This window comes from Blautia ammoniilytica, assembly GCF_025566965.1.
Taxonomy (GTDB): Bacteria; Bacillota; Clostridia; order Lachnospirales; family Lachnospiraceae; genus Blautia_A; species Blautia_A ammoniilytica.
In genome coordinates, this window is record NZ_JAOQJL010000006.1 from 25191 (window position 1) to 52011 (window position 26821).

19 protein-coding genes are annotated in these 26821 nt (G+C 42.2%); 4 read left to right on the forward strand and 15 right to left on the reverse strand.

The features are described 5' to 3' along the window. Positions 1 to 59: 59 nt before the first annotated feature. From OCV61_RS04190 to OCV61_RS04215, 6 genes are all read right to left on the reverse strand, one after another. Entirely contained in the window at positions 60 to 1742 is a 1683-nt protein-coding gene (locus tag OCV61_RS04190; protein WP_262582677.1) for an acyl-CoA dehydratase activase, read from the reverse strand. Positions 1743 to 1753: 11 nt separating this feature from the next. Beyond that, positions 1754 to 3022, reverse strand: coding sequence for a 2-hydroxyacyl-CoA dehydratase subunit D (locus OCV61_RS04195; RefSeq protein WP_158420805.1), 1269 nt, complete (start codon positions 3020 to 3022; stop codon positions 1754 to 1756). 74 nt (positions 3023 to 3096) lie between these two features. Then, positions 3097 to 5049, reverse strand: a complete 1953-nt coding sequence (locus OCV61_RS04200; RefSeq protein ID WP_158420806.1) for an amylo-alpha-1,6-glucosidase — start codon at positions 5047 to 5049, stop codon at positions 3097 to 3099. 16 nt (positions 5050 to 5065) lie between these two features. Continuing rightward, entirely contained in the window at positions 5066 to 5938 is an 873-nt protein-coding gene (locus tag OCV61_RS04205; RefSeq protein ID WP_158420807.1) for a sugar ABC transporter permease, read from the reverse strand. After that, positions 5938 to 7311 (reverse strand): carbohydrate ABC transporter permease, encoded by a 1374-nt coding sequence (locus OCV61_RS04210; RefSeq protein WP_158420808.1) that lies wholly within the window; start codon positions 7309 to 7311, stop codon positions 5938 to 5940. The genes OCV61_RS04205 and OCV61_RS04210 overlap by 1 nt, the downstream gene beginning before the upstream one ends. A gap of 89 nt (positions 7312 to 7400) precedes the next feature. Then, positions 7401 to 8657 (reverse strand): extracellular solute-binding protein, encoded by a 1257-nt coding sequence (locus OCV61_RS04215; protein WP_158420809.1) that lies wholly within the window; start codon positions 8655 to 8657, stop codon positions 7401 to 7403. A 235-nt stretch (positions 8658 to 8892) separates the two neighbouring features. Between OCV61_RS04215 and OCV61_RS04220 the strand changes: the two genes are divergently transcribed. Beyond that, on the forward strand, positions 8893 to 9666 hold the full coding sequence (locus OCV61_RS04220; RefSeq protein WP_317258453.1) for a copper homeostasis protein CutC: 774 nt from the start codon (positions 8893 to 8895) through the stop codon (positions 9664 to 9666). Next, entirely contained in the window at positions 9656 to 12097 is a 2442-nt protein-coding gene (locus OCV61_RS04225) for a transglutaminase family protein (protein WP_158420810.1), read from the forward strand. The genes OCV61_RS04220 and OCV61_RS04225 overlap by 11 nt, the downstream gene beginning before the upstream one ends. Positions 12098 to 12180: 83 nt before the next feature. Here the strand turns inward: OCV61_RS04225 and OCV61_RS04230 are convergent, their stop codons facing one another. The 7 genes from OCV61_RS04230 to OCV61_RS04260 form a co-directional block, all read right to left on the reverse strand. Beyond that, complete coding sequence (locus OCV61_RS04230; protein ID WP_158420811.1) at positions 12181 to 13359, reverse strand: ROK family transcriptional regulator; 1179 nt, start codon at positions 13357 to 13359, stop codon at positions 12181 to 12183. Between the two features lie 126 nt (positions 13360 to 13485). Next, positions 13486 to 14832 carry a M20 family metallopeptidase gene (locus OCV61_RS04235; protein ID WP_158420812.1) on the reverse strand — a complete coding sequence of 449 codons (1347 nt, stop codon included), beginning with the start codon at positions 14830 to 14832 and terminating at the stop codon, positions 13486 to 13488. A gap of 86 nt (positions 14833 to 14918) precedes the next feature. Next, positions 14919 to 15860, reverse strand: coding sequence for an ABC transporter permease (locus tag OCV61_RS04240; protein WP_158420813.1), 942 nt, complete (start codon positions 15858 to 15860; stop codon positions 14919 to 14921). A gap of 17 nt (positions 15861 to 15877) precedes the next feature. Next, positions 15878 to 17371: a sugar ABC transporter ATP-binding protein gene (locus OCV61_RS04245; RefSeq protein WP_158420814.1), complete on the reverse strand. Its 1494-nt coding sequence runs from the start codon at positions 17369 to 17371 to the stop codon at positions 15878 to 15880. Positions 17372 to 17466: 95 nt separating this feature from the next. After that, positions 17467 to 18555, reverse strand: coding sequence for a substrate-binding domain-containing protein (locus OCV61_RS04250; protein WP_158420815.1), 1089 nt, complete (start codon positions 18553 to 18555; stop codon positions 17467 to 17469). A gap of 83 nt (positions 18556 to 18638) precedes the next feature. After that, a complete protein-coding gene (locus tag OCV61_RS04255) occupies positions 18639 to 20027 on the reverse strand; it encodes a M24 family metallopeptidase (protein ID WP_158420816.1) in 1389 nt (462 codons plus the stop codon). A gap of 17 nt (positions 20028 to 20044) precedes the next feature. Further along, positions 20045 to 20965 carry an ROK family protein gene (locus OCV61_RS04260; RefSeq protein WP_158420817.1) on the reverse strand — a complete coding sequence of 307 codons (921 nt, stop codon included), beginning with the start codon at positions 20963 to 20965 and terminating at the stop codon, positions 20045 to 20047. A 785-nt stretch (positions 20966 to 21750) separates the two neighbouring features. On the opposite strand from OCV61_RS04260, the gene OCV61_RS04265 reads away from it, so the two are divergent. Next, positions 21751 to 22059, forward strand: coding sequence for a hypothetical protein (locus OCV61_RS04265; RefSeq protein WP_262582678.1), 309 nt, complete (start codon positions 21751 to 21753; stop codon positions 22057 to 22059). A 100-nt stretch (positions 22060 to 22159) separates the two neighbouring features. Here the strand turns inward: OCV61_RS04265 and OCV61_RS04270 are convergent, their stop codons facing one another. Both OCV61_RS04270 and mgtE read right to left on the reverse strand, forming a co-directional pair. Further along, positions 22160 to 23644, reverse strand: coding sequence for a C69 family dipeptidase (locus OCV61_RS04270; RefSeq protein ID WP_158420818.1), 1485 nt, complete (start codon positions 23642 to 23644; stop codon positions 22160 to 22162). 117 nt (positions 23645 to 23761) lie between these two features. Beyond that, a complete protein-coding gene (gene mgtE / locus OCV61_RS04275; protein WP_158420819.1) occupies positions 23762 to 25156 on the reverse strand; it encodes a magnesium transporter in 1395 nt (464 codons plus the stop codon). A gap of 529 nt (positions 25157 to 25685) precedes the next feature. Here mgtE and OCV61_RS04280 point away from each other — a divergent pair. After that, positions 25686 to 26819, forward strand: a complete 1134-nt coding sequence (locus OCV61_RS04280) for a GNAT family N-acetyltransferase (RefSeq protein WP_158420820.1) — start codon at positions 25686 to 25688, stop codon at positions 26817 to 26819. The last annotated feature ends 2 nt before the right edge of the window (positions 26820 to 26821 follow it).

A 26821-nucleotide genomic window follows, 5' to 3' on the forward strand; every position in this document is an offset into this window, starting at 1 on the left:
AACACTTTATAGGTCACATTATACCCAATCCGGCTCTTTAGTGCAATGCTTTTCACCTTTCAGGCCTGTGCCACCATATCCGCAGCAAAAAGTGCGGCTCCAAGTGCACCGCAAAGCTGTGCCTGTTCGCTGATTACAAGCTTTGTGCCCAGCCGTTCTTCCAGGGTTTTGACAAGGCCCTGATTCCTGGAAACACCGCCAGTCATCATATACTTTTCTTCTCCGCCTACCCGCTTTACAAGGGCTGCTGTCTTGGCAGCCACTGCCTTATTAAGGCCATGGACTATATCATCTGTTTCTTTATTCTGGGCGATCAGGGAAACCACCTCTGATTCGGCGAAAACCGTACACATACTGGAAATAGTAATGTCTTCTTTATATTGGATGCCGCAATTTCCAAGCTGATCCAGGCTCATCTCCATAGTTCTGGCCATCATCTCAAGAAAACGGCCGGTTCCGGCAGCGCATTTATCATTCATAACAAAATTCACTACATTCCCCTGCTCGTCCAGTCGGATCACCTTGCTGTCCTGTCCTCCGATATCCACCACAGTGCGCACAGAAGGATCCAGGTAATGGGCTCCTCTTGCATGGCAGGTGATCTCTGTAATACTTTTATCTCCATCCTGGATGGCTGTCCGCCCATATCCGGTAGTAACCAGGGCATCAATATCTTCTCTTGTAAGCCCTGCATCCTTCAGGGCCTCCTCCAGAGCACGTTCTGCACCAATGGCAGCCCCTGCGCCGGTAGGCAGGATGATCCCGGCTACGATTTGTCTGTTTTTATCCAGGATCACCACATCTGTACTGGTGGATCCACTGTCAATGCCTGCAAAATAACCTTTTCCCATTTTCCGTTCCTGTCCTTTCCGTTCATCCTGCACCAGGCTTTCTGCAAATGCCTCCAGTCTGGTAAGAAGCTGTCCGCTGCTCTGTATAGTATAATCCGACTCGATCTTCAACAAAGGCACTGCTGCATGCTGCTTAAGTTCTGCATATTCAAAGCTGTAAAAATCACAGAATTTTACTGTATGGTATATGATTCCTTTCAGACCCGGATCCTGGTACAGCTGTTTCCGGCCTGTATGATCCATCATACGCATACATGGCATCTGACCCAGAAGTTCTCCTGCATACCAGTCCATCAGCTTATCAAAATCCTTCTCTTTGGGAGGCTTTGCCTCTCCTACAGAACGATTATTTACACAGGAATCGTTCTCTACCGGATATGGCATGGATTTCTGTACCATTTCATATAGTTCCTTGCCCATTCTGGCACCCATAACGCTTAAATGGGCTCCTTTTTCTTTCACCGGCGGTACAAATGCCTTTGCAAATGCTTCCCTGCAAAACATCTGCAGATAATCCTGTCCTTTATATTCTGCATATGCCTTTGCCAGGCCTTTCAGCTGAAGGGCAGTCCTCTCCCGGCTGCAGCAGCCTTCCCCATGCAGCATGTCTACCATATAAAGGAAATCCAGCTTTCCCATGTCTTCCAGCACATCATAAACACTGCGGATGGTATCGCAGCAGTTCACAAGAACCAGCTCCTTCACCTGTCCTTCCATAACAGCTTCCAGCACAGCTTTCCCAAAGCCGCAGATATTAGGATGGACCATCTGCTCTGCAAGTTCAAAATTCCCCGGCATTCCATTCAGATTTTCGCAGCTGGCTCCCATTGCAGCCAGCAGTTCTATTGGTGTATATTTACACACATAATATATTTTGTTATTATTCATCATGTCCTCACCTATTATGCCTGAAGCATTTCCAGAAAAGCACCAAGTCTGGTTGCTGTCTGGCCTTCCCCTCCATGGCTTCTGTCACAACCGTCACCATCCAGGATCAATAACGGGATTCCCTGCTCCTCAAACTTCTTTTTTGCGATCCTGGACGCTCCCAGCGTGTGCTTGCAGCCCCAGTGTCCAAACCACACAGCGCCATCTGCCCCTGCTTTTTTCGCATTTTTAATCCCATTTTCGATCCTGCGGGAAGCACTTCCGTTCAATGCATGGTAAACCATCCGTGCAGCCATTGCTTCATAAGGCTTCTGGGGATCAAAATCGTATTCATCAAGATCAAAGGTATGTGCCAGCTCGCAGCCTACGATCTGGGCTTTTTCCTGAAACATCAGCTCTTTTTTTACTGCATCAGACCAAAAAGGAATGGTATGCATCCAGTAGATCTTCTTTCCTTTTGCAGGGCTTGCCTGTAAAACATCCTTTAGCAGCCGGGCGGTATATCCCTCTTCCTCTTTTGTTCCAAGAAGAATGTTGTTGGTCATGCCTTCATACAGGGGCGTCACCAAATCCGTAGGAATACACCTGTCTTTTCTAAGAGACTGAAACCTGGAAATATTCTCCAGAGTGCGTCTGCTTATGCAAAGCCGCTCCTTCAGGCTGTCTTCATCAACGGGATGGCCTGTACACTTTTCCAGGAAAGCGGCCAGTTCCTCCAATTGTTCTGCCACATACTTTACATTGTCATGGCTCTGCCCAAAGGGCACATCAATGGCAAAGACCGGAACCTGATACAGATCTGCCAGATAACGGAAGGTAAGAAGGTTTGCATCACATACCAGATTGGTATAAACGATACACTTCGGCCTGGGAAGGATCCCCCGGTCTGCTGCCCCGATAAAGGTTTTATGGTAGCTGCAAAGTGTCTCGGAAATCCCTTGATCCTCTGCCTGCTGAAGGCAGGCACGCTCTGCTGCAGAGGCTGTAAGGTAGCAGGAAAAAGCTTCCACATTGTATGGGCTAAGTCCCACCTCATGAAGCAGCTCACAGGGTGTGAAAATGCTGACCACAGAACATTTTTCCGGTCTTTTTAAGGGTGCCAGCATGGTGTTCATCATCAGGTGGGCCAGATATCTGTGCGCAGGGATCAGCCTTTTATCCGGTGCAAAACGAAATTTCAGATTCTGGGCAGACCAGCCGGTTTTCAAAAGCCATCTGGCCTTTGCAGGATCCTCATTTCCAAATTTCTCTATATATTTTCCGTATGTCTCAATAATCTGCATCTTAATCTAGTCTCCAATAATCAATCTTGTCGCCAAAAAGAGGACTATTTTGGCAAATAGTCCTCCTTCGGCATTTATTCTTCTATTAATTTATAAACTCTCACAATCTCGCCAACGCTCCAGGCCTGTGCGTAACAGCCTCTGGATGCCACCGGCTTATCCCCGTCATAAATCTCTGCCAGATGAAACAGGCAGCCTTCTGTAAGCCATCCTTCCAAAAGAGTCAGATCCTGCCGGATCTCCTCTTTTGCCGTCTCCTGGTCTTCTGCACAGGCAAGCACAGCCCTGTAATACGCTCCTAATGGGAAGGTCCACACCGTTCCCTGATGGTAGGCTCTGTCCCGCTCCGGCTGACTGCCGCCATATACCGGATGAAATGCCGGATCTGCCGGATCCAGGGTACGAAGACCAACCGGCGTATACAGTCTTTCCCGTACAGCCGCAAGCAGTCGTCTGCCTTGCTCTTTGGAAAGCATAGTATAAGGCATGGATAAGGCAAATACCTGATTGCAGCGGAACTGTTCTTCCTCTGCTGTGCCATTTACCACATCCTTCAGCCAGCCCTTGTCTTCCATCCAAAAGTTCTCCAGAAAGCTTTTCTTTACTGTGCTGGCCAGCTTCTGATAATCCCTGGCCTCCTGACCTACAAGCGGTGACAACTCCTCCAGGATCTTCAGTGCATTATACCAGTATGCATTGATCTCCACCGCCTTACCATGGCGCGGCGTAGGAAGCTCATCATTAATTCGCACATCCATCCAGGTCAGCTGCTCTTTGCCCGCACCGGCCATAACCAGGCAATCCCAGTCCATATGGATATGATAATCTGTGCCTCTGCAATACCAGTATACGATATCTGCCATCACAGGATAGGCTTCTTTAAGAAATTCCTCATCATTGGTGGCTTTATAATATTCATACACACCATTGATAAATAAAAGCGGTGCATCTACCGTATTATAAAAGGGATCTTTATCACCTTCAGGAAACAGGTTGGGCATCAGCCCCTTCCTGCAATACATCATAAAGGTTTTCAGGATGCTTTTGCACTCCTCATACAATCCAAGTGCCAGTGTGCACCCGGGCAGTGCGATCATGGTATCTCTTCCCCAGTCCTCAAAATATGGGAAACCTGCCAGGATCGTCTTGCCGTCTGTGGACTCTCTGTGTGCCAGGTACTGAAAAGCACTTGCTGCAAGCGTCTGTCCTGCAGTGCTTTTCAGGCCACTGTGCCGAATCAGTGCCTGTCTGTCCTCCTTAGCATGCCGGATCCATCCGGAAATAGTATTTGCGTCGCATTCATCCACTCTCCGGTCCAGACTGTAGATCAGATAAAACTCCCTGGAATAATCGTCCATCTTAAAACAGATCTCATGATTCTGCAAGGCTGTCCCTACCGAATCACGACCATCTCTGGCATCCTGATCATAGTACAGATCCTGAGAAAATGCAATTTCTTTTTTTACAAGGGTACCATTATGCTTCTGATGAAGCACCAGGCCATTCCCTGCAATATAATTCTCTTCTACTGTAAATACCTGGTCTTTTGCAGGATTTTTACCTTTTGGAACAAAGGCCAGAAGCGGAGACACATGAAGGATCACTTCTTTTGCTATTTTCTGGGAAAGCTGATACCTGAGGGCAATGGTATTCTCCCCCTGAAGCATAAACAGCTCCTTTTTTACAGATACGTCTCCCACCTGGTAATGCCAGGTAGGAAGCATCTCCATCTCAAAGGCTTCCAGATAACGAAAGCCCTCCTGATTCTTTGTCCGGTTTACATATTCCTGGGAGAAAAGCCCGGTATTTTTCCCCTGGATCTCCAGATATTCCTCTACATTGGAGATCAGACGTGCCCGCTTATTAGGCGCCTTCTCTGCTGCCATAAACAGTGCATGGTCATTCCTTGCTGTATCTCCGATCACAGTCAGGGAAGAATAACCACCCAGTCCATTAGTCAAAAGAAAACATCGTTCCTGGCCTCTTCTGAAATCCTGCCAGTGAAACCTGCACAGACTTACTTTCATAGCTTACCTCATCAGATCAGCCTTTAACAGCTCCTGAAAGTCCATCCGAATAATACCTTTGCATGAATACAAACAGGATCGCGATCGGAATGGAGATGCATACTGCACCTGCTGCAAAGCTAGTGTACCATTTATCAATATACTCTTTCTCAAGCATCTTCCACAAACCAACGGATACTGTGTAGTATTTGGCATTTGCACGGCAGATTACCTTTGCAAAGATGAAATCCAGCCATGGATTCAGGAAAGAAGTAAGAACCGTATATACAATAATCGGTTTACTTAATGGTATGGTTACTTTTGTAAATACCTGGAATCTGGTAGCGCCATCAAGGTATGCCGCCTCATCCAGTGCCTTGGGAATGGTATCAAAGAATCCCTTGGCGATCAGAAATTCTATACCTGCGCCACCACTGTATACCAGGATCAGTGCCACACGGATCATGGCGCCGTCTGTCAGGTTCAGAACTTTCAGAATATAATATACGGCAACCATGGACATGAATGCAGGGAACAATTTCAGGATCATTGCCACATTCATATATGGTTTACGCATTTTGAAACGAAGTCTTGAAGTACAGTATGCCATGGAAAGTACAAAGAAAGTGGAAATCAGGCATACGAAGCAGGCAATAATAAATGTGTTTTTAAACATCTGTGGGAAATCAAGGTTCTGTGTATCCGTAAACAGCCTCGCATAGTTGTGAAGGGTATATCCTTTCGGGAAAAATGTGGTAACATAGGATCCCTTCTGAGAGCTGAAGCTAAGCAGTACGATCCACAGGATCGGGATAACCCAGATCACCGCCAGGACAGCCAGCAATACATGTACGATCGTATCGGAAATAGTCCCTTTTCTCCGCATAGATCCTGTCTTTTTTTCGTTCATTATTGGAATCCCTCCTCATTCTTGTAAGAACCGCTGTTTCTGTATGTAACAAGTGATACGATAACCAGAATCACGAATGTAAGGATACCTACAACTGCGCCTACATTGAAATACTGCTGATCAACGGTCAACTTGTACAGCCATGTTACCAGAAGATCGGTCTTACCTGCTGTATAGCCTACCGGAACCGGTTCGCCCTTGGTCAGAAGGAAGATCACGTTAAAGTTGTTGATGTTTCCGGTAAAGGTTGTAATAAGGTATGGGGTTGTAACAAACAGCATGTATGGAAGGGTGATCTTAAAGAAGATGGTAACGGAATTGGCTCCATCCACTTTTGCAGCCTCATACAGGTCATTTGGAATATTCTGAAGGATACCAGTTACCTGCATCATGGTAAATGGAATACCGATCCACAGGTTGACAATAATAACCGTCACTCTTGCCCATGTAGGATCAGACAGAAACGGCAGTGGGCTGTTGATGATCCCTGCATTCTGCAGCATAACATTGATCAGGCCACTCTCTCTTAACATACTTCTCATAAGAAGTAAGGATACGAACTGGGGAACTGCTGCGGAAAGCATGAAGCAGAATCTCCAGAAGCCTTTGATCCTTGTAGTTCTTCTGTTGATAATGATTGCCAGCAGCATTCCAAGGATATAGTTCAAGAATGTTGCGAACACTGCCCATACCAGAGTCCATCCAAGCACTGACCAGAAGGTCTTGCCAATGGTGTTCCCCATGCCAAGCACGGTAGCAAAATTCTTCAGCCCTACCCAGTTAAACAGGGTCAGATGGTCTCCTACCTTACTGTAGCTGGTAAAAGCCATACAAATCATAAATACAAGAGGCAGGATAGTAAATACAAGAATGCCGGTAATCGGCGGTGTAAGAAGTGTCCAGTGCAGCTTCTGATCAAACAGTTTTTTGAAATCCTCACGGAAGCTGTTCACATGTTTGCCTTCTTTTGTGCGGCACTCTGCCTCATAGGCGCTCTTCATATTTGCCCGCCAGGTCACGATGAACAGACCGGTCAAAAACACGGTAGCAACGCCATAAAGGAGAAACAGGAGCGTCATGTCTCCTGCTGTGTATTCGTAGATACCTTTTGCTTCATTCCACACCTCTTCCTGTGCATTTCCGCCCAGTGTAATGAAGTGTTCCAGATTTGTGATACCGCTTGTCACCATGAACCAGATATATGCTGCTTCCATGGCAAGGAACAGCAGTCCCTTAATCACCTGTTTATGAGCAATGTTCCCGAATCCCATAATGATCATGGAAAGCTTTGTGGCTGCATTTCCTTTGGTAATGGCCTTACTCACCTTGTAAGGTTCATCAAATTGTTTTGCTTTCTTTTTCCAGATTGCCATACTTTTCCCTCTTCTTTTTTCATCACTAAGGGCATTGCCTCAATATCTATGTGGCAATGCCCTCAGGTCATTTCAGTTTAAAAGTTTAATTATTCAACTGCGGAGGAGTTCATGCTTGTGTTGAAATTCTCTGTCATTTCAGCAGCATTGTCATGAGTAACTTCTCCGTTTACAAGGGATTTACCAAAGTTCTCTGCCGGTGTCCAGTAGTTATTCATAGCTGTTACGAATGGCTGAATAATAGATGTTGTATTGAATGTATCATTCTGTGCTGTTACAAGAGCGTCGCTGCTGATTGCTTCGTCTGCAAGGAGCTCTGTGTTGCAAGGAATCACACTTCTCATCTCATAGTGAGCTTTCTGTGCATCTGCGCTTCCAAGGTAGCTTGCAAGAGCTACAGCAACCTGTGGGTATTCGCAGTTCGGGTTTACACCGATTGCTTTGGATCCTGCAAAGGATTTCAGCTGTTTCTCTTCTCCGTTGATAGTAACGGTTGGAAGAGCTGCTACGCCAAAGTTGTCGCCAAGTGCTTCTTTTACTGCTGCTGCATCCCAGGATCCTGAGAAGACTGCATTGATAGAACCATCACGAAGACCGGAAAGGCCAGATCCATCAGCATCGTTTGTGAAATTTGGATTAGCAACAAGGTCTACCAAATAATCTGTAACCTGTGTTCCTTTATCGCCGGAGAAGTCAACACCAGCTGCTTCATCTGTTCCGTCCTCACCAAACAGTGTACATCCGTTTGCTACATAGAAGGAAGCAATGTACCAGGAATCTGTAAGTTTGAAGGAAACCTTTCCTTTTTCAAGCATTGTATCAAGGCTCTTCACATCATCATCGCTGAATACGGATTTGTCATAGTACATAAACCATGTATTTGTTGTGAAAGGAACACCATATACTGCACCGTCAATGGATACAGAATCAACGATCTCCTGTGAGTTTGTCTCTTTAATAGCTGCCTCTGTGTCACCACCAAGTCTAGAAATTGCGTTAGAAGAAACCAGATCCGGCAGATTGTCGTTTGCAAACATATAAACATCTGCAGCACCTTCAACGTCCTGTGTTACGGTGGCTTTTGCTTCGCCTTCCGGGCAAACGCCATACTCAAAGGTCAGATCCCAGTTCGGATGAGCTTCGTTGAACTGATCGCACATTGTCTGAAGCCACTGTCCGTTCTCCTCTGCCTGATCCTCTGAAGGTCCCCATACAGTAAGGGTGGCTGTGATCGCTTCCTCATCGGAATTTGCCTCTTCTGCAGCTACCATATTCAGGCTTCCTGTTGTCATCATTCCTACTGTCATAGCAGCAGTCAGCATAACTGATACAATTTTTTTCTTCATACTCAAATATCCTCCTTATTATCTTACATATCCATGTCTGGATTGCTTCCTTTGATGGTGTTATTATAACAAGAAGAAACTTTGTGTGAATATATGAAAAATCCAAGAATCATATAAATATTCGAGGTTTTTAGAATTGGATTTTATGCAATTAGCCATGTTTACACCAGTTATCTCCAATGTTAAAATACAAAATAGCACATTTATTGAATGGATTATCGAGAGGATTTTTCTTATGGAAATGGAAAGCGATATACTTGAAGTATGTGTGGATTCCACAGAATCTGCCCTGGCAGCCCAGGAGGGTGGTGCATCCAGGCTGGAGCTTTGTGGTAATCTTGTGATTGGCGGAACCTCACCCAGTCCCTGTCTTTTTCAGGAAGTACAGGCGGCTGTGGAGCTTCCTGTCCACATACTGATCCGTCCCAGATATGGGGACTTCTGTTATACAGAGCATGAATTTCATATCATGCTAAAAGAGATCGAGATGTTCCAAGACCTTGGCGCCCAGGGGGTTGTGATCGGTGTGCTATGTCCGGACGGTACTCTGGATCTGACACGCATGAAGCAGCTGATCCAGGCCGCCGGAGATATGTGTGTTACCCTGCACCGGGCCTTTGATCTTTGTGCAGATCCTTTTGCTGCTATGGAACAGGCAAAAGAGCTTGGCATACATACTATCCTGACCTCTGGCCAACAGAATAATTGCTGCCAGGGCAAAGAACTGCTTCGCCAGCTGGTGAGCCATGAAGAGGGCCGTATCAGCATTATGGCAGGCGGCGGGATCAATCCTCAGACTTTAAAAGAGCTTTTACCTTACATCGGTGCCCATGCCTGGCATATGTCCGGTAAGGCCCTTTTTCAAAGTCCTATGACTTACCGTAAAAAAGAGATTTCCATGGGTGCCGCATCCCTGGATGAATTTCAGATCCTGCGTACCAGTGCATCTCAGATTCGTCAGGCCAAAAAAATCCTGACTCATCATAAGGAGGCTTATCATGTTTCTTGAAAACAACCGTTCCAGAATCGAAAAACAATTTGAAACTTTTTGCCAGAAGCTTCCTGGCATTGCAGCTCACATAAGCAAAAGAATGGATGCACTGAATCCGGATGTGATTCTTGCGCTGAAATACCTTTATGTATGTATGCCCTATAGCGATGCAGGCAATTATTCTTTTGATACCTTTCTGGATTTTGCCTGGCAGGGGATTTATCTTTGGAAAAACTCTCCATATAGGTCCCAGCTTTCCGAAGAGCTGTATCTGAATTATGTTCTTTTTCACAGGGTCAACGAGGAAGAGATCAAGCCTTGCCGTACCCTTTTCTGGGAAAAGATCAATAAACGGATCCAGGGTCTTTCTATGAAAGAGGCTATCCTTGAGATCAACCATTGGTGCTGTCAGGAAGCCATGTACCAGTCCACTGACTGCCGCACCAGCTCTGCACTGGATGTTTACCGTCATGGTTTTGGCAGATGTGGGGAAGAGTCTGTATTTGCAGTAAATGTACTGCGAAGTGCAGGGATTCCTGCCAGACAAGTGTATGTGCCCAGATGGTCCCACTGCGATGACAACCACGCCTGGGTGGAGGTATGGTGTGACGGTGACTGGCATTATCTTGGTGCCTGTGAACCGGAGACAGACCTGGATCGGGGCTGGTTTACCAATGCAGCTTCAAGAGCCATGATGATCCGTTCCCGCTGGTTTGACAAAATTCCGCCAGAGAATGAGGATGTGATCGGTATGGATGATGTGAATCTGATGCTGAACCAGCTTCCCAGATATGCCCACACCAAACGGATCACCATCCATATAACAGATCTGGACGGATGTTCTGTCCCGGATGCGGAGGTTCGTGCTGAGATCCTTAATTATTCCCAGTTTACCCCTGTTGCCAGGCTTCGTACAGATGCCAATGGCTGTGTTTCTTTTGTTACAGGCTTTGGCAGTCTGCATATCTGTGCCGTTTATGGAGAGACCTATGGTGAATGCCTGATCAACACCAGAGAGGACGACCATTTTGAGTGCATGCTGGGAGAGGGCTTTCTTGAAGACGAATGGGAAGACTTTAATATGACCGCCCCGGATGACACGGTAGGAAACCTGGAACCATTTCCCGCAGATCTGGAAAAAGCAAATAATGACCGGGTTGCTGCCGAATCTGCCAAATGCAGACATAAAGCAGCCAAGTTCCAGCCTTTATGGCGCAACTGTCTTTTTGGCCACGAGCTGAAGGTAATGGAAGAACTGATGTCTGTCCTTTCCGAAAAAGACCAGAAGGATGTTTATCCTGAGATTCTGGACGAGCACTACCGAGAGGCCTCTGTATACGGCGAAATGTTCCCCAGAGATTTCTTTCTTCATTATATATGGAATCCCAGGATTGATGATGAGATCCTGACCAAATGGCGTAGAAGCATTTTGGGCTATTTTTCACAGGAGCAACAGGATCAGTTCCGCAGCAAACCTTTCCTGATCTGGCAGTGGATTGAAGATAACATTCAGGAAAATGACCAGCAGGAAAGAAGAACTGTTTATACAACCCCGGCTGCTGCCCTGCGCCTGAAAATTGCAGGAAGCCGATCCCGTGCCATTCTTTTTGTAGCAATTGCCCGTACTCTTGGAATTCCTGCAAGACTGAATCCTGAGGATGGTGCCATGGAGTACTGGGAAAACAAAGGTTTTGTTCAGATACATGAAAGCCGCAGGAAGGATGCCCGTCTTGTTATTACCGGTGAAGAGCAGTATAACTGGACCTATTCCAGGAACTGGGCCCTTGCAAAGGCTGACAAAAACGGCTATCTTTTTTTCCAGCTGGAGGATATTCCCTGGCAGAAGACAGGTATCACACTGGATGTGGAACCTGGCTATTATCGGGTGATCACTTCCAACCGGCTGCCTTCCGGTACTATTTTCGCCAGCCGCTATGATTTTCATGTAGCGAAAGGTGAAACTCACAGGATTAGCCTTCGTCACAGAAATATCCATCCGGATCAGATGATGAACCCTCATCCGATTCCAGATTTTAATTTAAGGGATCAGGCTGGCAATACGGATACCATTTCCCGGATCACCGATGGTACGCGAAGGATCCTGTTCTGGTTAGATCCTGGCAAAGAGCCAACCCAGCATATTTTAAATGAACTTATGGAAATGGAAGATGATTTTTCAGCTATCCAGAACCAGCTGATATTTATTCTTGAGAATGAAGAAGCTGCCAGGGAATCTGTATTTCGTCAATGTTTGCAGGTCTTCCCTAAGGCTGGTGTTTATTTTGCTTCTTTCGGAAAAGAAAAGGAAATGACTGCCAGAAAGATGTATACAGATTCTGACAGACTGCCTCTGATGGTGATCACAGACGGGGCACTCACCGGATGTTTTGCATCCGCAGGATATTCTGTAGGCATGGCAGATATGCTGTTGAAGATTTTCAGGTTGTAGTTTAAACAAACAAGCAGACCGCCCCATGAACGTATGGCATCGTTCAATGGGGCGGTCTGCTTCATAGATTTTACAGGAATTCGTCATTCATTCTCAATGATATTTTTCACACAAAGCGACTGTGCTATAAATGCTGCACCTGTCACACTATTATTTCTGGTTTCAACCTTAACTACATGCAAACTCGAATAAAGATTCGAATGGATCAAATTATTCAATTTTTCCTTAGCTAACTCTAGCAATTCTGGAAAATCCATAATCAAAGCACCACCTACAAGAATATAATTCGTATTATACATATATACAATATTCCTGATAAGAATAGCCAGATCCATTGCCGTTTTGTTAATAAATTTCAAAGCCCATTCCTCTTGTACTCTATACGCTTCAAAAATCTGATTTACATTGTCAATCTGTAATCCCATTTCCTGACATTCTTCAATTAAACTATTAGTTGTTAAAGTGGTCTGCACACAGCCTCTTTGTCCACAATCACATTTTCTGCCTCCCTGTTGAATAATAACATGACCAACTTCACCAAATGCATTATTACTGCCCCTTACTATCTCTCCCTGAAACATAACTGCTGCCCCAACGCCCATTCCAACAGATAAGTATGTAATATTTTCTTTTAAGTATTTCCTCTCTTGATGAACAACACTCATAATAGCAGCTTTCATATCATTTTCCATATAAACAGGTTTTCCAAGTGCTTTCTGCGCCATTTCCCCAAATTTTACATGATTCCACCCAAATTGAGGTGCAAAATAAATATCACCGTCTTCATAGTTAATATTACCAATACAGGAAATGCCTATTGCCAAGATATCTTCTGCTTCCAAAGGAACTTTTTCACATAATGTTTGATACATATGGCATATTAAAGAAATGATTTCTGCTGGCTCATAATGTTTTTTTTGTAAAGTAAAAATATCAGATGCGATTATTTTACCCAGAAAATCCACCATACAAATCCCCAGATTATCAGAATCAATTGAGACCCCTACCGTAATAACGCTCTCAGCTACTAATGATAGCTTTACTCCCTTTCTTCCGACTTTATCTGTATTAATTAAATCCTTTTTTTTCACTAACCCTTTTGTAATCAAATTCTCAACAATTCGAGAGATACTTGTAGGACTCATTTTTGTTGCTTTAACAATATCTGCCTGTGAAATGTCCTTTTCATTATTGTTTCTGATGATTTCAAGAATCATTTTTTCATTGTTACTTTTAAGATTTTGTTGATTTTGAATTTTCATACGTTTTCCTCATCCATCATTTCATGCCTATTGTTTCAATATCTTTATTATAACGAATATTTCACTCTTTAGCATTACAAAACGGGAAAACATGCCATATCATTTTTACATGCTTTCCCATTTTTTTTATTTATCCGTGTTACACCACTCCATACAAGTCATTGCTACTGTTTTACAACACTTCACAACATCCTCAACTTTACATCTTTCATTTGTGCTGTGCGCCAAAGCAGGATTTCCTGGTCCATAATTGACTACAGGGATTTCAGGTACCCTCATAAGCCATCCAGTATCTGTATGGAATCCTGATCCTATCAATCTGCTATCCTTCTGCGTTTTTTTCGCATTTTCTTCAAAAACTTTTACAAACGGATGGTCTTGTGGAACTTCCGAACAGTCGGCTTCACATACCCACTCAACCACAGGCGGGTTTTCTTTGAGCCATGGATCTGCCTCACTGGCTCTGGCAATAAAATCTTCAAATTCTTTCTTTACATTAGGACCAAGTCCAAATTTATCAGTCTCCTGCGGTAAAATCTGAATGTTAAAAGATAATTCACATGAAGCTGGATAACTGGACCTGTGATGTCCGCCTTTAATAATGGCCACTTTAACCTGGCAAGGAAGTTTTTCCAATGGATGGTTCTTATCCGGTCGTTTTGCCCATTCTTCATTGAGGTTATCAATCTGATCCATAATATATCTTGCTTTTTTAATAGCATCGACGGGGCCTCCCTGCGTCCAGTGTGGCTGCCACTCCTCCAAATGTCCAGTTCTTCCTACGATTTTTATATCTCCCCATGTAATGTTTCGACAAAGAAGACTCACATCCAAATCTGTTGGTTCGCCCATGATCCCTGCATCGATTTTGACTCCTTTCTTCTTTAACCAGTCTGCAACTGCCAGAACTCCCGTTCCGCCTGATTCTTCACACACAACGCTGGAAAACCAAATATCTCCTTTAGGACGATTCCCGGTTTTTATAATCGCTTCAATGGCAATCAGCTGACTAATAAGACCGCCCAGTTCATCCACACAGCCACGACCATATAATACACCGTCATCAATCTCTGCCGCAAATGGATGATGCTTCCATAATTCAATATCATCAGCTGCAACAACATCACAATGACCAATCAGTAAAATTGATTTTGCATTTTCCGGATCGGTGCCAGGCAGCTTAGCAACAATATTAGGCCTGTCCTTAAAATTGATTTTATCAGTATAACCAGTGATAAAACCAGGCATATCTCTGTATTCTTCAAGTTCATTCAAATCCACATCAAAGGTATATAATTCAAGACCAAGTGTTTTTATTTTTTCTATAAGTATCTTCTCACACTCAGCTTCATTATATCCATGTTCCATTGCATAAAGCGGATTAACCGGCTTTGCCTGTATACATTTTTGTAAAAGTGAAATCAATTCATCTTTATTGTTTTCGATATATGCATTTACTTCTTGTATGTTCATATTTTTATACCTTTCCTTTCTGCGAAATACATCAATGTACCTTGAAACATCTACTCTGATTTCTGTTTTCAGTCCCAGTATTTTGCTTAATCATCTTCACGCACGGTGCTGACTGCCACTGCAATAATGATTACAATACCTCTTACAATCGTCTGCTGATATACACTTAAGCCATACATGACAAGTGCATTATCCAGCATTCCCATCATTAATGCCCCAACAATTGCACCATATACAGAAACCTTTCCACCCATCATAGATGTTCCGCCAAGCACTGATGCTGCAATTACAGATGTACCAGAATCTTCACCCAGTGTGTAGCGACCGCCGCCAAATCTTCCAGCCCAGAGAATTCCAGCCAATGCACATAAAACACTCATCAATATCATTACATTCATCTGCACTTTTGCAATATTAATCCCAGAATATTTTGCAGATGTAGTGTTTCCACCAACTGCTAAAACCTTTCTGCCAAATGGCATTTTGTACATAAGCAATACACCAATAATAAAAACACCTAACATCCAGATTAAGACAGAAGGAACAACTCCAATATTTCCTCCACCAAAAATATTAATAAAAGTTTTATTAGTTATAGGTACTGATTGTAAATTTGTAATTGTTCTGGCCATTCCGGTAAACACGGTTTGAGTTCCAAGCGTTGCTATGAATGGCGGCATTTTAAGATATGCAATTAAAAATCCATTTAATACACCTGCTAACACACCAAATAGCAATCCTGCTATAACACCAGCAATCAATCCATATTGCTGAAGAAATAAACCACATACCAAAGATGTACATGCTACCAATGGTCCTGTAGACAAATCTATCAATGCAGCACCTAATACAAATGTCATACCAACTGCCATAATTGCCACCAGACAGGTTTGTCTTAAAATGTTCATTATGTTACTTATAGATGCAAATCCAGCACCTACATTTCGTAATGTAATTGAAAAGATAACAAATAAAGCTATAAAGGCAATGTAAATGATTGATTTTTGAATGTCAAACTTTTTTTTCATGCTAATGCACCTCTTCCCTATTGTATTTCCGTTGCCAATTTATCCTGTGTAATAGAAACATAATCTTCATTCATCAATTCTTTCGTTACTTTTCTATTCTTTAACACATAGATTCGATTGCAATTTTGATTTACCTCTTCAATCTCTGATGATGCTAAAAGCACTGCACCGCCATCCACTTTAAACTGATCAATAATTTTCATAATTTCTGCTTTTGCGCCAACATCAACACCATATGTAGGATCATCCATGATCAGAATTTTAGGATCAGTCGCCAACGCTTTTGAAATTACCACTTTTTGTTGATTACCTCCAGATAAGCTCTTCACAAGATCATCTCTGCCATTCGATTTAATATTCACTCTCTTTATGTAGTCATCTACAAGTTCATTTCCTGCTTTATCATTGACAAATATTTTCTTTGCAAGCTTTTTCAGAATAGGGATTTCAATGTTGAATTTGATAGAATGTTCTACGCTCAACCCTTGAAATCTTCTACTTTCCGGTATAAGATAAATACCATTCTCAACTGCATCTACCGGATTTTTTATTGTAACTTTTTTTCCTTGTACATATATCTCTCCAGATTTTAACTTATCCAGTCCGAATATAGCTCTAAACAATTCTGTTCTGCCACATCCCTTCAAACCGGCAAATCCTACTGCTTCTTTTGGATATATTTTTATTGACAAAGGTGTTTTAATAAAGTTTGTAGTGATATCTTTCAATTCAAGAACTGGTTGTGCTTTCTCTACATTGGTAATCGTTCTGTCAAATGTTAAATCGGTTTGTTCTTGCCCCAGCATCGCCTCGATCATTTTCTTCATTGACACATTACTTGTTTTGTCGTGAAGTGTCATAATCCCATCTCGTATAACTGCTATACTGTCACAATTATCTATAATTTCCTGAAGATGATGTGTTATCAAGATAATTGATATCCCATTTTCCTTCAGCTTCTTTACCATTTTATATAATTTTGCTGCTTGTTTGTCATCCAATGATGCTGTCGGTTCATCCATAAGCAAAATTTGTTTGTTTTTTAATACCGCTTTACATATTTCAACCATCTGCTTATCCGCTGACCCTAAATTTTTAATCTTCTGATGTATATCAATACTGATATCGTATTTTTTCATAAAAGAAAGGACCCTATCTTGTTCCTCTTTTTCTTTTATAATATTATGGCTTTTTATCTCATTATTAAGATATATATTTTCTAAAACCGTCATTTCAGGAATCAAACTTAATTCCTGAAATATCATTCCTACCAAATCATAAGTTTCTCTATGCGATTCTTCCTTAACATTCTTTTGAAAGATTTCCACGTTTCCAGAATCTGCATGATACAAACCCTGAATAATTTTTAACAGAGTACTTTTTCCCGCACCGTTTTTTCCAACAAGCCCACAAACTTCTCCCTTATCCAGCGCAAAATTTACATTTTTTAAAACTGGCACCCCATTAAATCCTATGCAAATATCTGACATATTTAGTGCTTTTTGACTCATATTATCACCTCTAAATTGTCTCCCAGTCCACGACCCAGCAAGCTCTCATAATTGTTAGAAGAGTATATAAATACTCTTCTAACAACACCTATCTGTTATTTTGCATCTGCTAAAGCTTCTGCAAGTGTATCTGGCACATCTGTTCCAAATGACCACTGCCACATTTCATTCATATTATCTACTGTAACCTGTTTTCCAGGTCCGGATAATTCTGCCGGTACTTCCTGTCCAAGATAGTCTTTTGCAAGTCCTACTACTGCAGCTGCTGCATAATAATAAGCTGAATCACATACAATTCCTGCTATATTCCCACCATTAATCATATCAATACAGCATACTGTATCCAGATCAATCGTCACAATTTTAAAATCATCTTTTCCAAGACTTTTAACGATATCTAAAACTTCCAGTGCCGGAGTAGAAAATGTTACAAACATACCATCCGCATCCGGATATTTAGCTAAAAGACCACTTGCTACTGAACCAGCATCACTGGCAGATTCAATCCCGCCTTCTTCCAATAACTCTATATCTGGATATTTTTCTTTAATAGTGTCAACAAAAGCTCCATCTCTTGTATTAGAAACTGCATTAACGCTTGAAATTGTTATTGCCAGAATCTTTCCTTTTCCACCAATTGCTTCTGCAAGATAATCAGCCGCCAAAGCACCTTCTTCTGCAAATTCATCGGTAACCATTGTTACGTACTGCTCGCCTGCTTCATATCCATCTGGTTTAGATCCTGTAAATGCTAATTTAATTCCTGCATCAACCACTGCGTCAAATCGTGATGCCGCCGTATCAGCATCCTGAGGCTGGCAGACAATTCCATCAACACCCATAGAAATAAAGTTTTCCATATTAGACTGCTGTGTTGCTGGATCCAATTCACAGGAAGCTTCTCCGGCTACTTTTATTCCAAGTGCTTTACATGCATCCTCAAATCCACGCATTTGTCCATAACCAAATTCGGATTCTGTTGGAGTTTCAATAGCAAAGCTTAAATCCATTTCTTTGATTTTATCAATTTCTTCGTTTGAAAGCCCCCACTGTTCTCCTGCCCATTCAAAATAATATCCGTCGCTATTCTCTTTTTCCTCAGCCATAACATTAATAGATCCAATTGTGGTTACTGCACAAAGTGCTGCCATTCCCATTGCAAATAATCTTTTTTTGTTATTCATTGTAATTCCCTCCAAATGTTCTAATTTAAATTTTAGTGCATGTTACGCGTTACTAAGATTATATCCTCCCTTCCCTCGTGTATTTATTTGATATATAATGCATTATCTTTATTTAGCATATATGGGCGATAGTACCCACATATTGTTGACATAGGTAGAATTTCCTCTTTCAGCGGAATATTAAGCACTTCCTGCATATACATTCTCCGTTTCATAAAGCGGTCCCATAGTTCTGGATACTGTTTTCTTATATCATCTCGTAGGTTTTCATCCGCCACAGCAATCCCATCTTCTGCATTTGTTCCCCCAAATCCTGATACACTAATAATAATATCCATTTGAAGCATCATTCCACTCTGAATATATGCCTCGGAATTCGGATAAAATGGAGAAGACAACCATTCTTCATCAGCTGTATAATGTCCCGGATTTAATGTCCATTTATATTTATTTTGAGGCAAAACTTTATCAATCAAAGTATAAAAATCAGCTCCTTTCACACCAATGCCAATATTGGAATACCATGTTGCAAGAGCTTTATAATATGGAAAAGCAACTCGTTCCAAATAGTCCTTCTCATCAACTTTCAACTGACTTTTTTCAGATACTGCGTATCCACATCTGTGTGATAATCCACCTTTTAACCCCATTGTAAAAGTTATTCTGTCGCCCAACTGAACTTTTTTATTTCTTGGTTCAACTGTTGCGTTGGTAAATCGTTCTCCAGTTGCACATATCGTTTGCACCGACAAAGGCTGCCCATGTGCTGCAAGCAACTCTGCCAATTCCATTTCCGTTTTCCCAACTTCAATAGCATTCATTACCTCATAAACACAATGTGATGCCGTTGCCGCTGCATATTCATAATGAGCTATTTCATTTGCGTTCATTCTAGTTCTGCACCCATAAACCGGATCAATAAATAACCCAGTAGCATTTTCTATTGTTGCATTTGTGCTGACTTTTTTTATTCCATCAACTACAAAATACGGAACGTCAAACAAGTGTTTATTATCTTCCAATTTCCCAGTAAATAACTTCCAACCCACTATTCCAATTTTTCTGCACTCATCAATTTTTACTTTTTTAAGCAATTCCAGCCATGTACTTTCTGTCTCCATTGGCTGATTAGGCAGCGAAAAATGTGGAGTATGAATTGCCTCAACCTCAATTCTTGAATATAAGGCCATTTTCAAACTTTCATTACCAAGCATTAAATATGCTTTACCACTATCATGGATAACTAATAAGCTTTCTTCAAAGCGGGGTTCAAATCCAGTCAAATAACCATAATTTGCACCATGTTCCCGATCTGCATAAATTACAATAGAATCAAAATTATGTTGTTTCATCAACATAAGAATTCTATTCTTTCGTTCTCCCATAGTATCATCTGTAAGATATACTGGTTCTGTTGCAATCGTATTCGGTGGTCGTAACACTTTCTCATATCCAACTTTAATTTCCTTCATAAAAATTCTCCATTTCACTAAATTACAAGTTTTGCTGCGCCGTATATTCCCGAATCATTTCCTAACGATGCTCTCAAAATTGGAGTCTTTTTCTGGGACAACGTAATAAATGAATCATAGTATTCTTTTATGATCTTAATAAGGTAATCCCCAGCATTTGATACACCACCACCAACAATCAAAACTTCCGGATCAATAATATAGGTTACAGCCGCCAGTGCCTTTGCAAGGTACTTCATACAATGCCGGACACATTGATCCGCTATTATATCTCCTTCTTTTCCAGCATCTAAAATATCTTTGCAAGTAATCTGCTCCTTGTCGCGCAACGCAGAATCCTGTTGACTTCTGGCAAGAACTTCCTTTGTATATCTTACAATTCCTGTTGCGGATGCGATCTGATCTACACATCCTTTTCCACCACAGGTACATGTACGAGTCTCTTCTGAATTCAATTGAATATGTCCAATCTCTCCACTCAGACCTGACGCACCATAAACAATGTCTCCGTCAACAATCACCGCTCCTCCAACACCCGTTCCTAACGTTACCAAACCAAGACTTGTATAACCTTCTCCACTGCCTTTCCACTGTTCGCCTAATGCAGCCACATTTGCATCATTTGCAGCCCTTATTCGCACACCTGGGAAATATGCCTGCATTATTTGAACTGGATTAAAATTATGTAAATCTAGGTTCACACAAACTTCAACAAAACCATCTGCCAAAACAGGCCCAGGAAGTCCCATCCCAATTCCGCATAAATCATCTATGCTCACATTTTTTTTTATTTCGTTATAAATATCATCCCACATTTTTTTTCCTTCATCGGAAAAATCTGTAGAAATTGACCATTTTTTTTCCAGCCTTCCATCATTCAAAAAAATACCAAACTTAATATTTGTCCCACCTATATCAATTCCAACATATCTTTGCAAAAACCCGCCCCCTTTGTTTCTCCTGTGATGTTATTTATTAGTTTAAAAAAATTTCTCCTGTGATGTTATTTATTATAATTTCATTTTCTGCTTTTGTCAATATTGGTGTTTTTTACTATTATCCGCGTAATAATTTGTGCATTTTTAACATATTTGCATATTCATTTAATAACAGAACTATCAATCCACTTTCCAAAGCCCAATATAACAAAGTTCATCACAACATCTGTCCGAACTGATAGCAGAGAAACACACATGCTATTTCTGCAAAAAAATCAAGATTCCTCTCCGATATTCTGCTGTGAGACATATGTCATATAGCGCATGTACTTCTACTGCGATTGTAACAATCAGTGCTGGCAATTCCAAACTCGTTCTGTTAAAATAATCATACAGAAGGAGGAAAAGTCTACATCCTTACAAATGACAAAAAACAAAAGAACGAGTGAATACATTTTCAGAACACCAATGAGGACTATACTGAACGAATAAAAGAGGTTGATCTCCGCAGATTCCATGCATATGATGCAGTTTATTCCAACCAGACCGGTAAGAAAGTTATTACATATGTCATTTATTCCGGTAGGATTACTGACGTAAAATCCGAATTAGACTGCGGATTATACACTTATCGGATACAGCCAATTTATCTAAAAGATAAAAATGCAGATGACATATTCCAAAAACTAATACAAAAACAGAGCAATAACGAAAAATTCACCGAAAATGATTACGTTGCTCTTTCTCTTTCTCCATTGATGTCTGGGAATATGAGCCGTAAAGAAATGTTCAAAACAGCAATAAATCTAACAAAACCGAGTAATGAACTTATAGCAGAAAAAACAAGAGCTATACTATATGCTCTGGCAGATAAGTTTTTGGATAAGTCAGATTTAGATGAGATCAGGGAGGTAATGCGAATGACCAGACTGGGACAGATGCTAATGGACGATGGCATGGAAATTAAAGAACTGGAAAACATCAAAAAGTTAATGAAAAACACGAACTGGACTATCGAACAAACAATGGATATGCTTGAAATTCCGGAAGAAAAAAGAGATAAGTACCGTAAAACAATAGTGCAGAACAATTAACAACATTTGACCGCCCCATTGACATTTTATACAGTTCAATGGGGCGGTCTGATGTTTACATATGTGTTTTCGTATCTTTATCCTTTTAGGCGCTCACTCTTTATGCGTCCGATCTGGAATAGGAATTCCGCATCTGGCTGCTCAGCTCAAACAATACTTTATCCAAGGTATCTGCTGTCTCCCGCTTTAACATATCTGCGATCTGCTGATTTCCCTCTTTCTTAAGTTCCATCTGTCTCTTCGTATCTGTTTCTTTTGCAAGCAGACGGTCATATTTGCAGATCAATTCATGACCTTTGGCCATTACCTTTTCCTGATAACGCTCAATATGGAATACTGATTTTTTGTAGGAAGCATCTGCCATAGCTGCGATCAGACGGCTGGACCAGTAGAAATTATCTGTAGAAACCTGACCTGTGGTATTGGAAAGGTATTCCGGTGTTTCCTCAATATCTGCGTAAAATGGCACAAGTACATTAAATGCATTGGAAGCAAAAGCCACCCATTCCAATGTATTATGGGATTTCTCCATGCCTGGGCGCATCTGGATCACAGACAGAAAATCGTTCCGATTAATGCCAATAGAACGGTACGCTCCCTTCATAGAAGGATCTCCATAAGCACCGTATGGGTCATATGGTGTTCCCTGAAAATGAGAGGAAAGTACATATTTCACATCCTCTACTGTCACCTTTTTCTCAGGAACCAGACACCAGGGAATGTCATCCGATGCAGGTGTATAGTCCGCATCTGCTCCATCCCATTTATATGTATGGGGATTCAGATAACGCTCCATGATCCAGGCTCTTGGTGTATTGTATACATGGTCAGCGTCATCATGGCTGCCAAAAGCATCTCTTGGGTTCAGCACTCCGTCCCAGGACAGATCAAGATGGTTCTCATTTATAAATTCCCTCATATCAGAAGAACACATATATTCCTTCTCAGTGGAAAGAGCGTCCTCAAGATCAAACTGATCCAGGCCCAGCTGATTCGGCATAACTACATACACATCATCCGGCACGCGGCGCGCGATCCAGTGATGACCACCAATGGTCTCCAGCCACCAGATCTCGTCCTGATCCTGGAATGCGATTCCGTTCATCTCATAGGTGCCATACTTCTCCAAAAGGCTTCCCAGACGTTTCACCCCTTCTCTGGCGCTGCGAATATAGGGAAGTACAATATAAACCAGGTCTTCTTCTCCCAGCCCTCCCGGGATTTCAGGTGTATCCTCACCTGCCGGCTGATAGGTCACCAACGGGTCAGCGCCAAGAACGCGAGGATTGGAGGTGATCGTTTCTGTAGCTGTCATACCTACGCCAGCTTCATTCACGCCGCTTGCAGCCCAGATCCCCACTCCTTTTACTGCGTTTGGCATAGCTGTGTATCTCATGGGATCAGATGGCAGCTCTACTTCCACATGAGAAAGCTCTGATCTGTATTTCACAGGCTGATCCTCTGGATGGATCACCACAAATTTCTTTGGTGTAAAATGTCCGGAGCCTGAATCGTCATTCCTGGCGATCATAGTGGATCCGTCATAAGATGCTTTTTTCCCAACTAATATAGTTGTACAACCCATTATAATTTCTCCTTTTTCTTAAAATTGAAAGTGTATCCACATTTTTGCACAAAGATAAAGAGAATATCCACATTCTTCTGCAAATTTCTGAATATCTGCCTGCATGAGGCATTCTCCTTATCCTGCCAGGTGCAGTACCTGGATCAGTAAAATCCAGCCAAGTCCATAATAAGTAACAACAGCCACAAGGTCGTTCACCGTAGTGATAAGCGGTCCTGAAGCAACTGCAGGGTCAATATTGATCTTCTTAAAGAACAGCGGAATGCATGTACCTACTGCACTGGAGATCAACATTGCCAACAGCAATGCCACGCCGATACATCCGGAAACCGCATAGGAAAACAGCAGGGTTTTCCCTTTAAAGAGGTAAATATAAAGCCCGATCACAGCAAAGGACAATATACCAAGAAGACCGCCGTTACATAAACCGATCTTCATCTCTTTAAATACCAGTTCCACCTTCTGCTTGCCAGTCAGGGACTCATCCATCAGTACGCGGATGGTAACAGCCAGTGACTGGGTACCAACATTACCGGCCATGTCCAGGATCAGTGACTGAAAGGCCATAATAATAGGCAGCTGGGTAACTACATGCTCAAATACTCCAACCACAGAAGATACTACCATGCCCAGGCCCAGAAGAACGATCAGCCAGGGCATACGTTTCTTCATACTTTCCTTAAGCGGCTCCTTCAGGTCCTCCTCTGCAGTCAAGCCGGCGAACATGGCGTAATCTTCACCCATCTCATCATCTACCAGATCAATGATATTGGCAGATGTGATCACACCCAGAAGCCGGTTGTCATTATCCAGTACAGGAACGGAATCCTCGGAATAATCCTTCAGTTTTTCGATACAATCATCAATATCCTCTTCAGCATACACATATGGATAAGAAGTGACCACCAGATCCTCAAGTGCCCGATCCTGCCTGGCAATGATCAGATCCTTCAGGTCAATGGCTCCGTAAAACTTCTGCTGCTCTGTTACCACAAACAATGTAGAAATATTGTCATTCTTGGCCGCCTGCTCTACCAGGCTGCTCATTGCCTGTTTCACAGTCAGATTCTCACGGATAATGATACAGTTGGTGGTCATCTTGCTTCCAATCTCATCATCATCAAAAGAAGCGATCACTTCAATATCATGACGTACTTCATCATCCATCAAATCCAGAAGAAGACGTTTTTTCGCCTTATCGATCTTGTGCAGCACTTCCACAAGGGCATCTGTCTCCATCCTTGAAAGGATCGCAGCCCCTTTCTTCACGTCTATTTCTTTCAGGTATTCTGCTGCATTATCTGAATCTGTATACTCAAAAATATCTGACAGCATATCCATATCCAGGATACGATACAGCTTGCATCTTTCCTGTACGGTCAACTCCGGCATAACATCTGCCAGGTCATTCGCATGATAATCTTCCAGCCTGCTGCACATAACAGCAGGGGATGTATTGCTTCTGATAATTTTCAGGATCTCTCCGGTATAATCCTGCGTTCTTTTTTCCATCCTCTTTCCTCCATTTCCGGCAAAGGGGTAGGGCATCCCCTTCCTTAGCCATTTTCTGCTGTAAATGGACACCAAAATAAAGCAGATCTGTCTTCCGCTTCTAAAATGTGATGTTTAAGAATACCACTGGCATTCTTGCTGCGAAATGTGTGTCATCTCACATCGGATATAATTTATCTTCAGGGATTCATAGGATAAGAAAAAAAGAATTGATAGAATTAAAACAGAACAGAAGAACAGTGCTGCTTCAAGGGTATCAAATTTTCCCATCCTATGCTACTACTTCGCCCATGAGAATCACAACTGTCCACTCTGTTCACCTGCCTTTTTTCTGAAATAAGAATGTCTGACATTATATGTAAAAAATCCACATCATTAATATCATTCCATTACACAAGACATTCTATACGCTTTTTTCAAAAAAATCAATGGCAAAAATCTGTTTTTATATAGATTTTCTTGTTTTATTACATTATACTTTTACTATTGAAACTAATTACACAATAGATACAATTTTTCGGAGGTTTTTATGATAAATAGTACAGATTTTGAGCCTGTGATCCGCAAATGTACCCCAGAAGATCTGGATAAGATCATGAAGCTGCAGAAGCATATCTGCCAGACTATGGAAGATACCCGTCTTTTTGTTTCCACCAGCCGGGAAGAAAACAGGGATTATCTTATCTATCCCAATACCATCCTGGGAGTATTTGACGGAGAAAAGCTGATCGCCTATGGTTCCCTTGTTTTTCCAAATGATTCACCGGAGAATATTGGCTGGGATCTTGACTGGTCAAGAGAAAAAATATTTCACTGTCTTACACTGGACACCATCGTGGTAGATCCTGATTACAGGGGCCACGGTCTGCAACGGACCCTGATCCGCAGCTGCGTTGCCTATGCACTGGAATTAATGCCGGATGCCTCTGTTCTGACTACTGTATCTCCGTTTAATAAATACAGCCTTCACAATGTACAGGCAGAGGGCTTCCAGATCCTGAAGCGTAAGGAAAAATATGGCGGTTATGACCGCTACATTCTTGGATATACCAAGGCTCCGGACAAAGAATTCCCTGCCTTTGAGCCAGGTCCGGATGCAGTGATCCTGCCCATGGAAAATATTTTACAGAATCCGGAGCTTCCCACAGGCTGTGAGTCTGTAGCGCTGACCATGGTTCTGAATTACTATGGACAGAAGCTTTCCAAAACCACCATTGCAGATGAGTATCTGATCCGCGATCCGGAGAATTTTGTAACTGCCTATAAAGGAGATCCTTACCAGATTTCCGGTGATGGTATTTATGCACCAGGACTTACCCAAACAGCTGCCAGATATCTGCAGGCAAATCACTGTCCTCAAACAGCAACAGACCTGACCGGCACTGAATTTACAAAGCTTTATCAGTACCTGGACAAGTCTGCACCTGTGATCGTATATAATTCTGTTTACCTGAAAACACCGATAAATGTAGCTTCCTATACCCTCTCCGGAAAAACCTGGCATTTTTACCATAATGAACACTGCGTGGTTCTTTGCGGATATGATCCTGAAGGGCACATGGTCCTGATCAACGATTCCCTGTCCGGCCTTGTGTGGCGCAGTGAAGAAGCGTTTGCCAGGATCTACGACCAGCTTGGCAAAATGGCCGTGCTGATCCGTTAGGG

Excerpts from the sequence above, each read along its gene's own strand:
- OCV61_RS04190 (WP_262582677.1), bottom strand. The coding sequence starts at position 1,742 with ATGATGAATAATAACAAAATATATTATGTGTGTAAATATACACCAATA.
- OCV61_RS04195 (WP_158420805.1), bottom strand. The coding sequence starts at position 3,022 with ATGCAGATTATTGAGACATACGGAAAATATATAGAGAAATTTGGAAAT.
- OCV61_RS04200 (WP_158420806.1), bottom strand. The coding sequence starts at position 5,049 with ATGAAAGTAAGTCTGTGCAGGTTTCACTGGCAGGATTTCAGAAGAGGC.
- OCV61_RS04205 (WP_158420807.1), bottom strand. The coding sequence starts at position 5,938 with ATGAACGAAAAAAAGACAGGATCTATGCGGAGAAAAGGGACTATTTCC.
- OCV61_RS04210 (WP_158420808.1), bottom strand. The coding sequence starts at position 7,311 with ATGGCAATCTGGAAAAAGAAAGCAAAACAATTTGATGAACCTTACAAG.
- OCV61_RS04215 (WP_158420809.1), bottom strand. The coding sequence starts at position 8,657 with ATGAAGAAAAAAATTGTATCAGTTATGCTGACTGCTGCTATGACAGTA.
- OCV61_RS04220 (WP_317258453.1), top strand. The coding sequence starts at position 8,893 with ATGGAAATGGAAAGCGATATACTTGAAGTATGTGTGGATTCCACAGAA.
- OCV61_RS04225 (WP_158420810.1), top strand. The coding sequence starts at position 9,656 with ATGTTTCTTGAAAACAACCGTTCCAGAATCGAAAAACAATTTGAAACT.
- OCV61_RS04230 (WP_158420811.1), bottom strand. The coding sequence starts at position 13,359 with ATGAAAATTCAAAATCAACAAAATCTTAAAAGTAACAATGAAAAAATG.
- OCV61_RS04235 (WP_158420812.1), bottom strand. The coding sequence starts at position 14,832 with ATGAACATACAAGAAGTAAATGCATATATCGAAAACAATAAAGATGAA.
- OCV61_RS04240 (WP_158420813.1), bottom strand. The coding sequence starts at position 15,860 with ATGAAAAAAAAGTTTGACATTCAAAAATCAATCATTTACATTGCCTTT.
- OCV61_RS04245 (WP_158420814.1), bottom strand. The coding sequence starts at position 17,371 with ATGAGTCAAAAAGCACTAAATATGTCAGATATTTGCATAGGATTTAAT.
- OCV61_RS04250 (WP_158420815.1), bottom strand. The coding sequence starts at position 18,555 with ATGAATAACAAAAAAAGATTATTTGCAATGGGAATGGCAGCACTTTGT.
- OCV61_RS04255 (WP_158420816.1), bottom strand. The coding sequence starts at position 20,027 with ATGAAGGAAATTAAAGTTGGATATGAGAAAGTGTTACGACCACCGAAT.
- OCV61_RS04265 (WP_262582678.1), top strand. The coding sequence starts at position 21,751 with ATGTTCAAAACAGCAATAAATCTAACAAAACCGAGTAATGAACTTATA.
- OCV61_RS04270 (WP_158420818.1), bottom strand. The coding sequence starts at position 23,644 with ATGGGTTGTACAACTATATTAGTTGGGAAAAAAGCATCTTATGACGGA.
- mgtE (WP_158420819.1), bottom strand. The coding sequence starts at position 25,156 with ATGGAAAAAAGAACGCAGGATTATACCGGAGAGATCCTGAAAATTATC.
- OCV61_RS04280 (WP_158420820.1), top strand. The coding sequence starts at position 25,686 with ATGATAAATAGTACAGATTTTGAGCCTGTGATCCGCAAATGTACCCCA.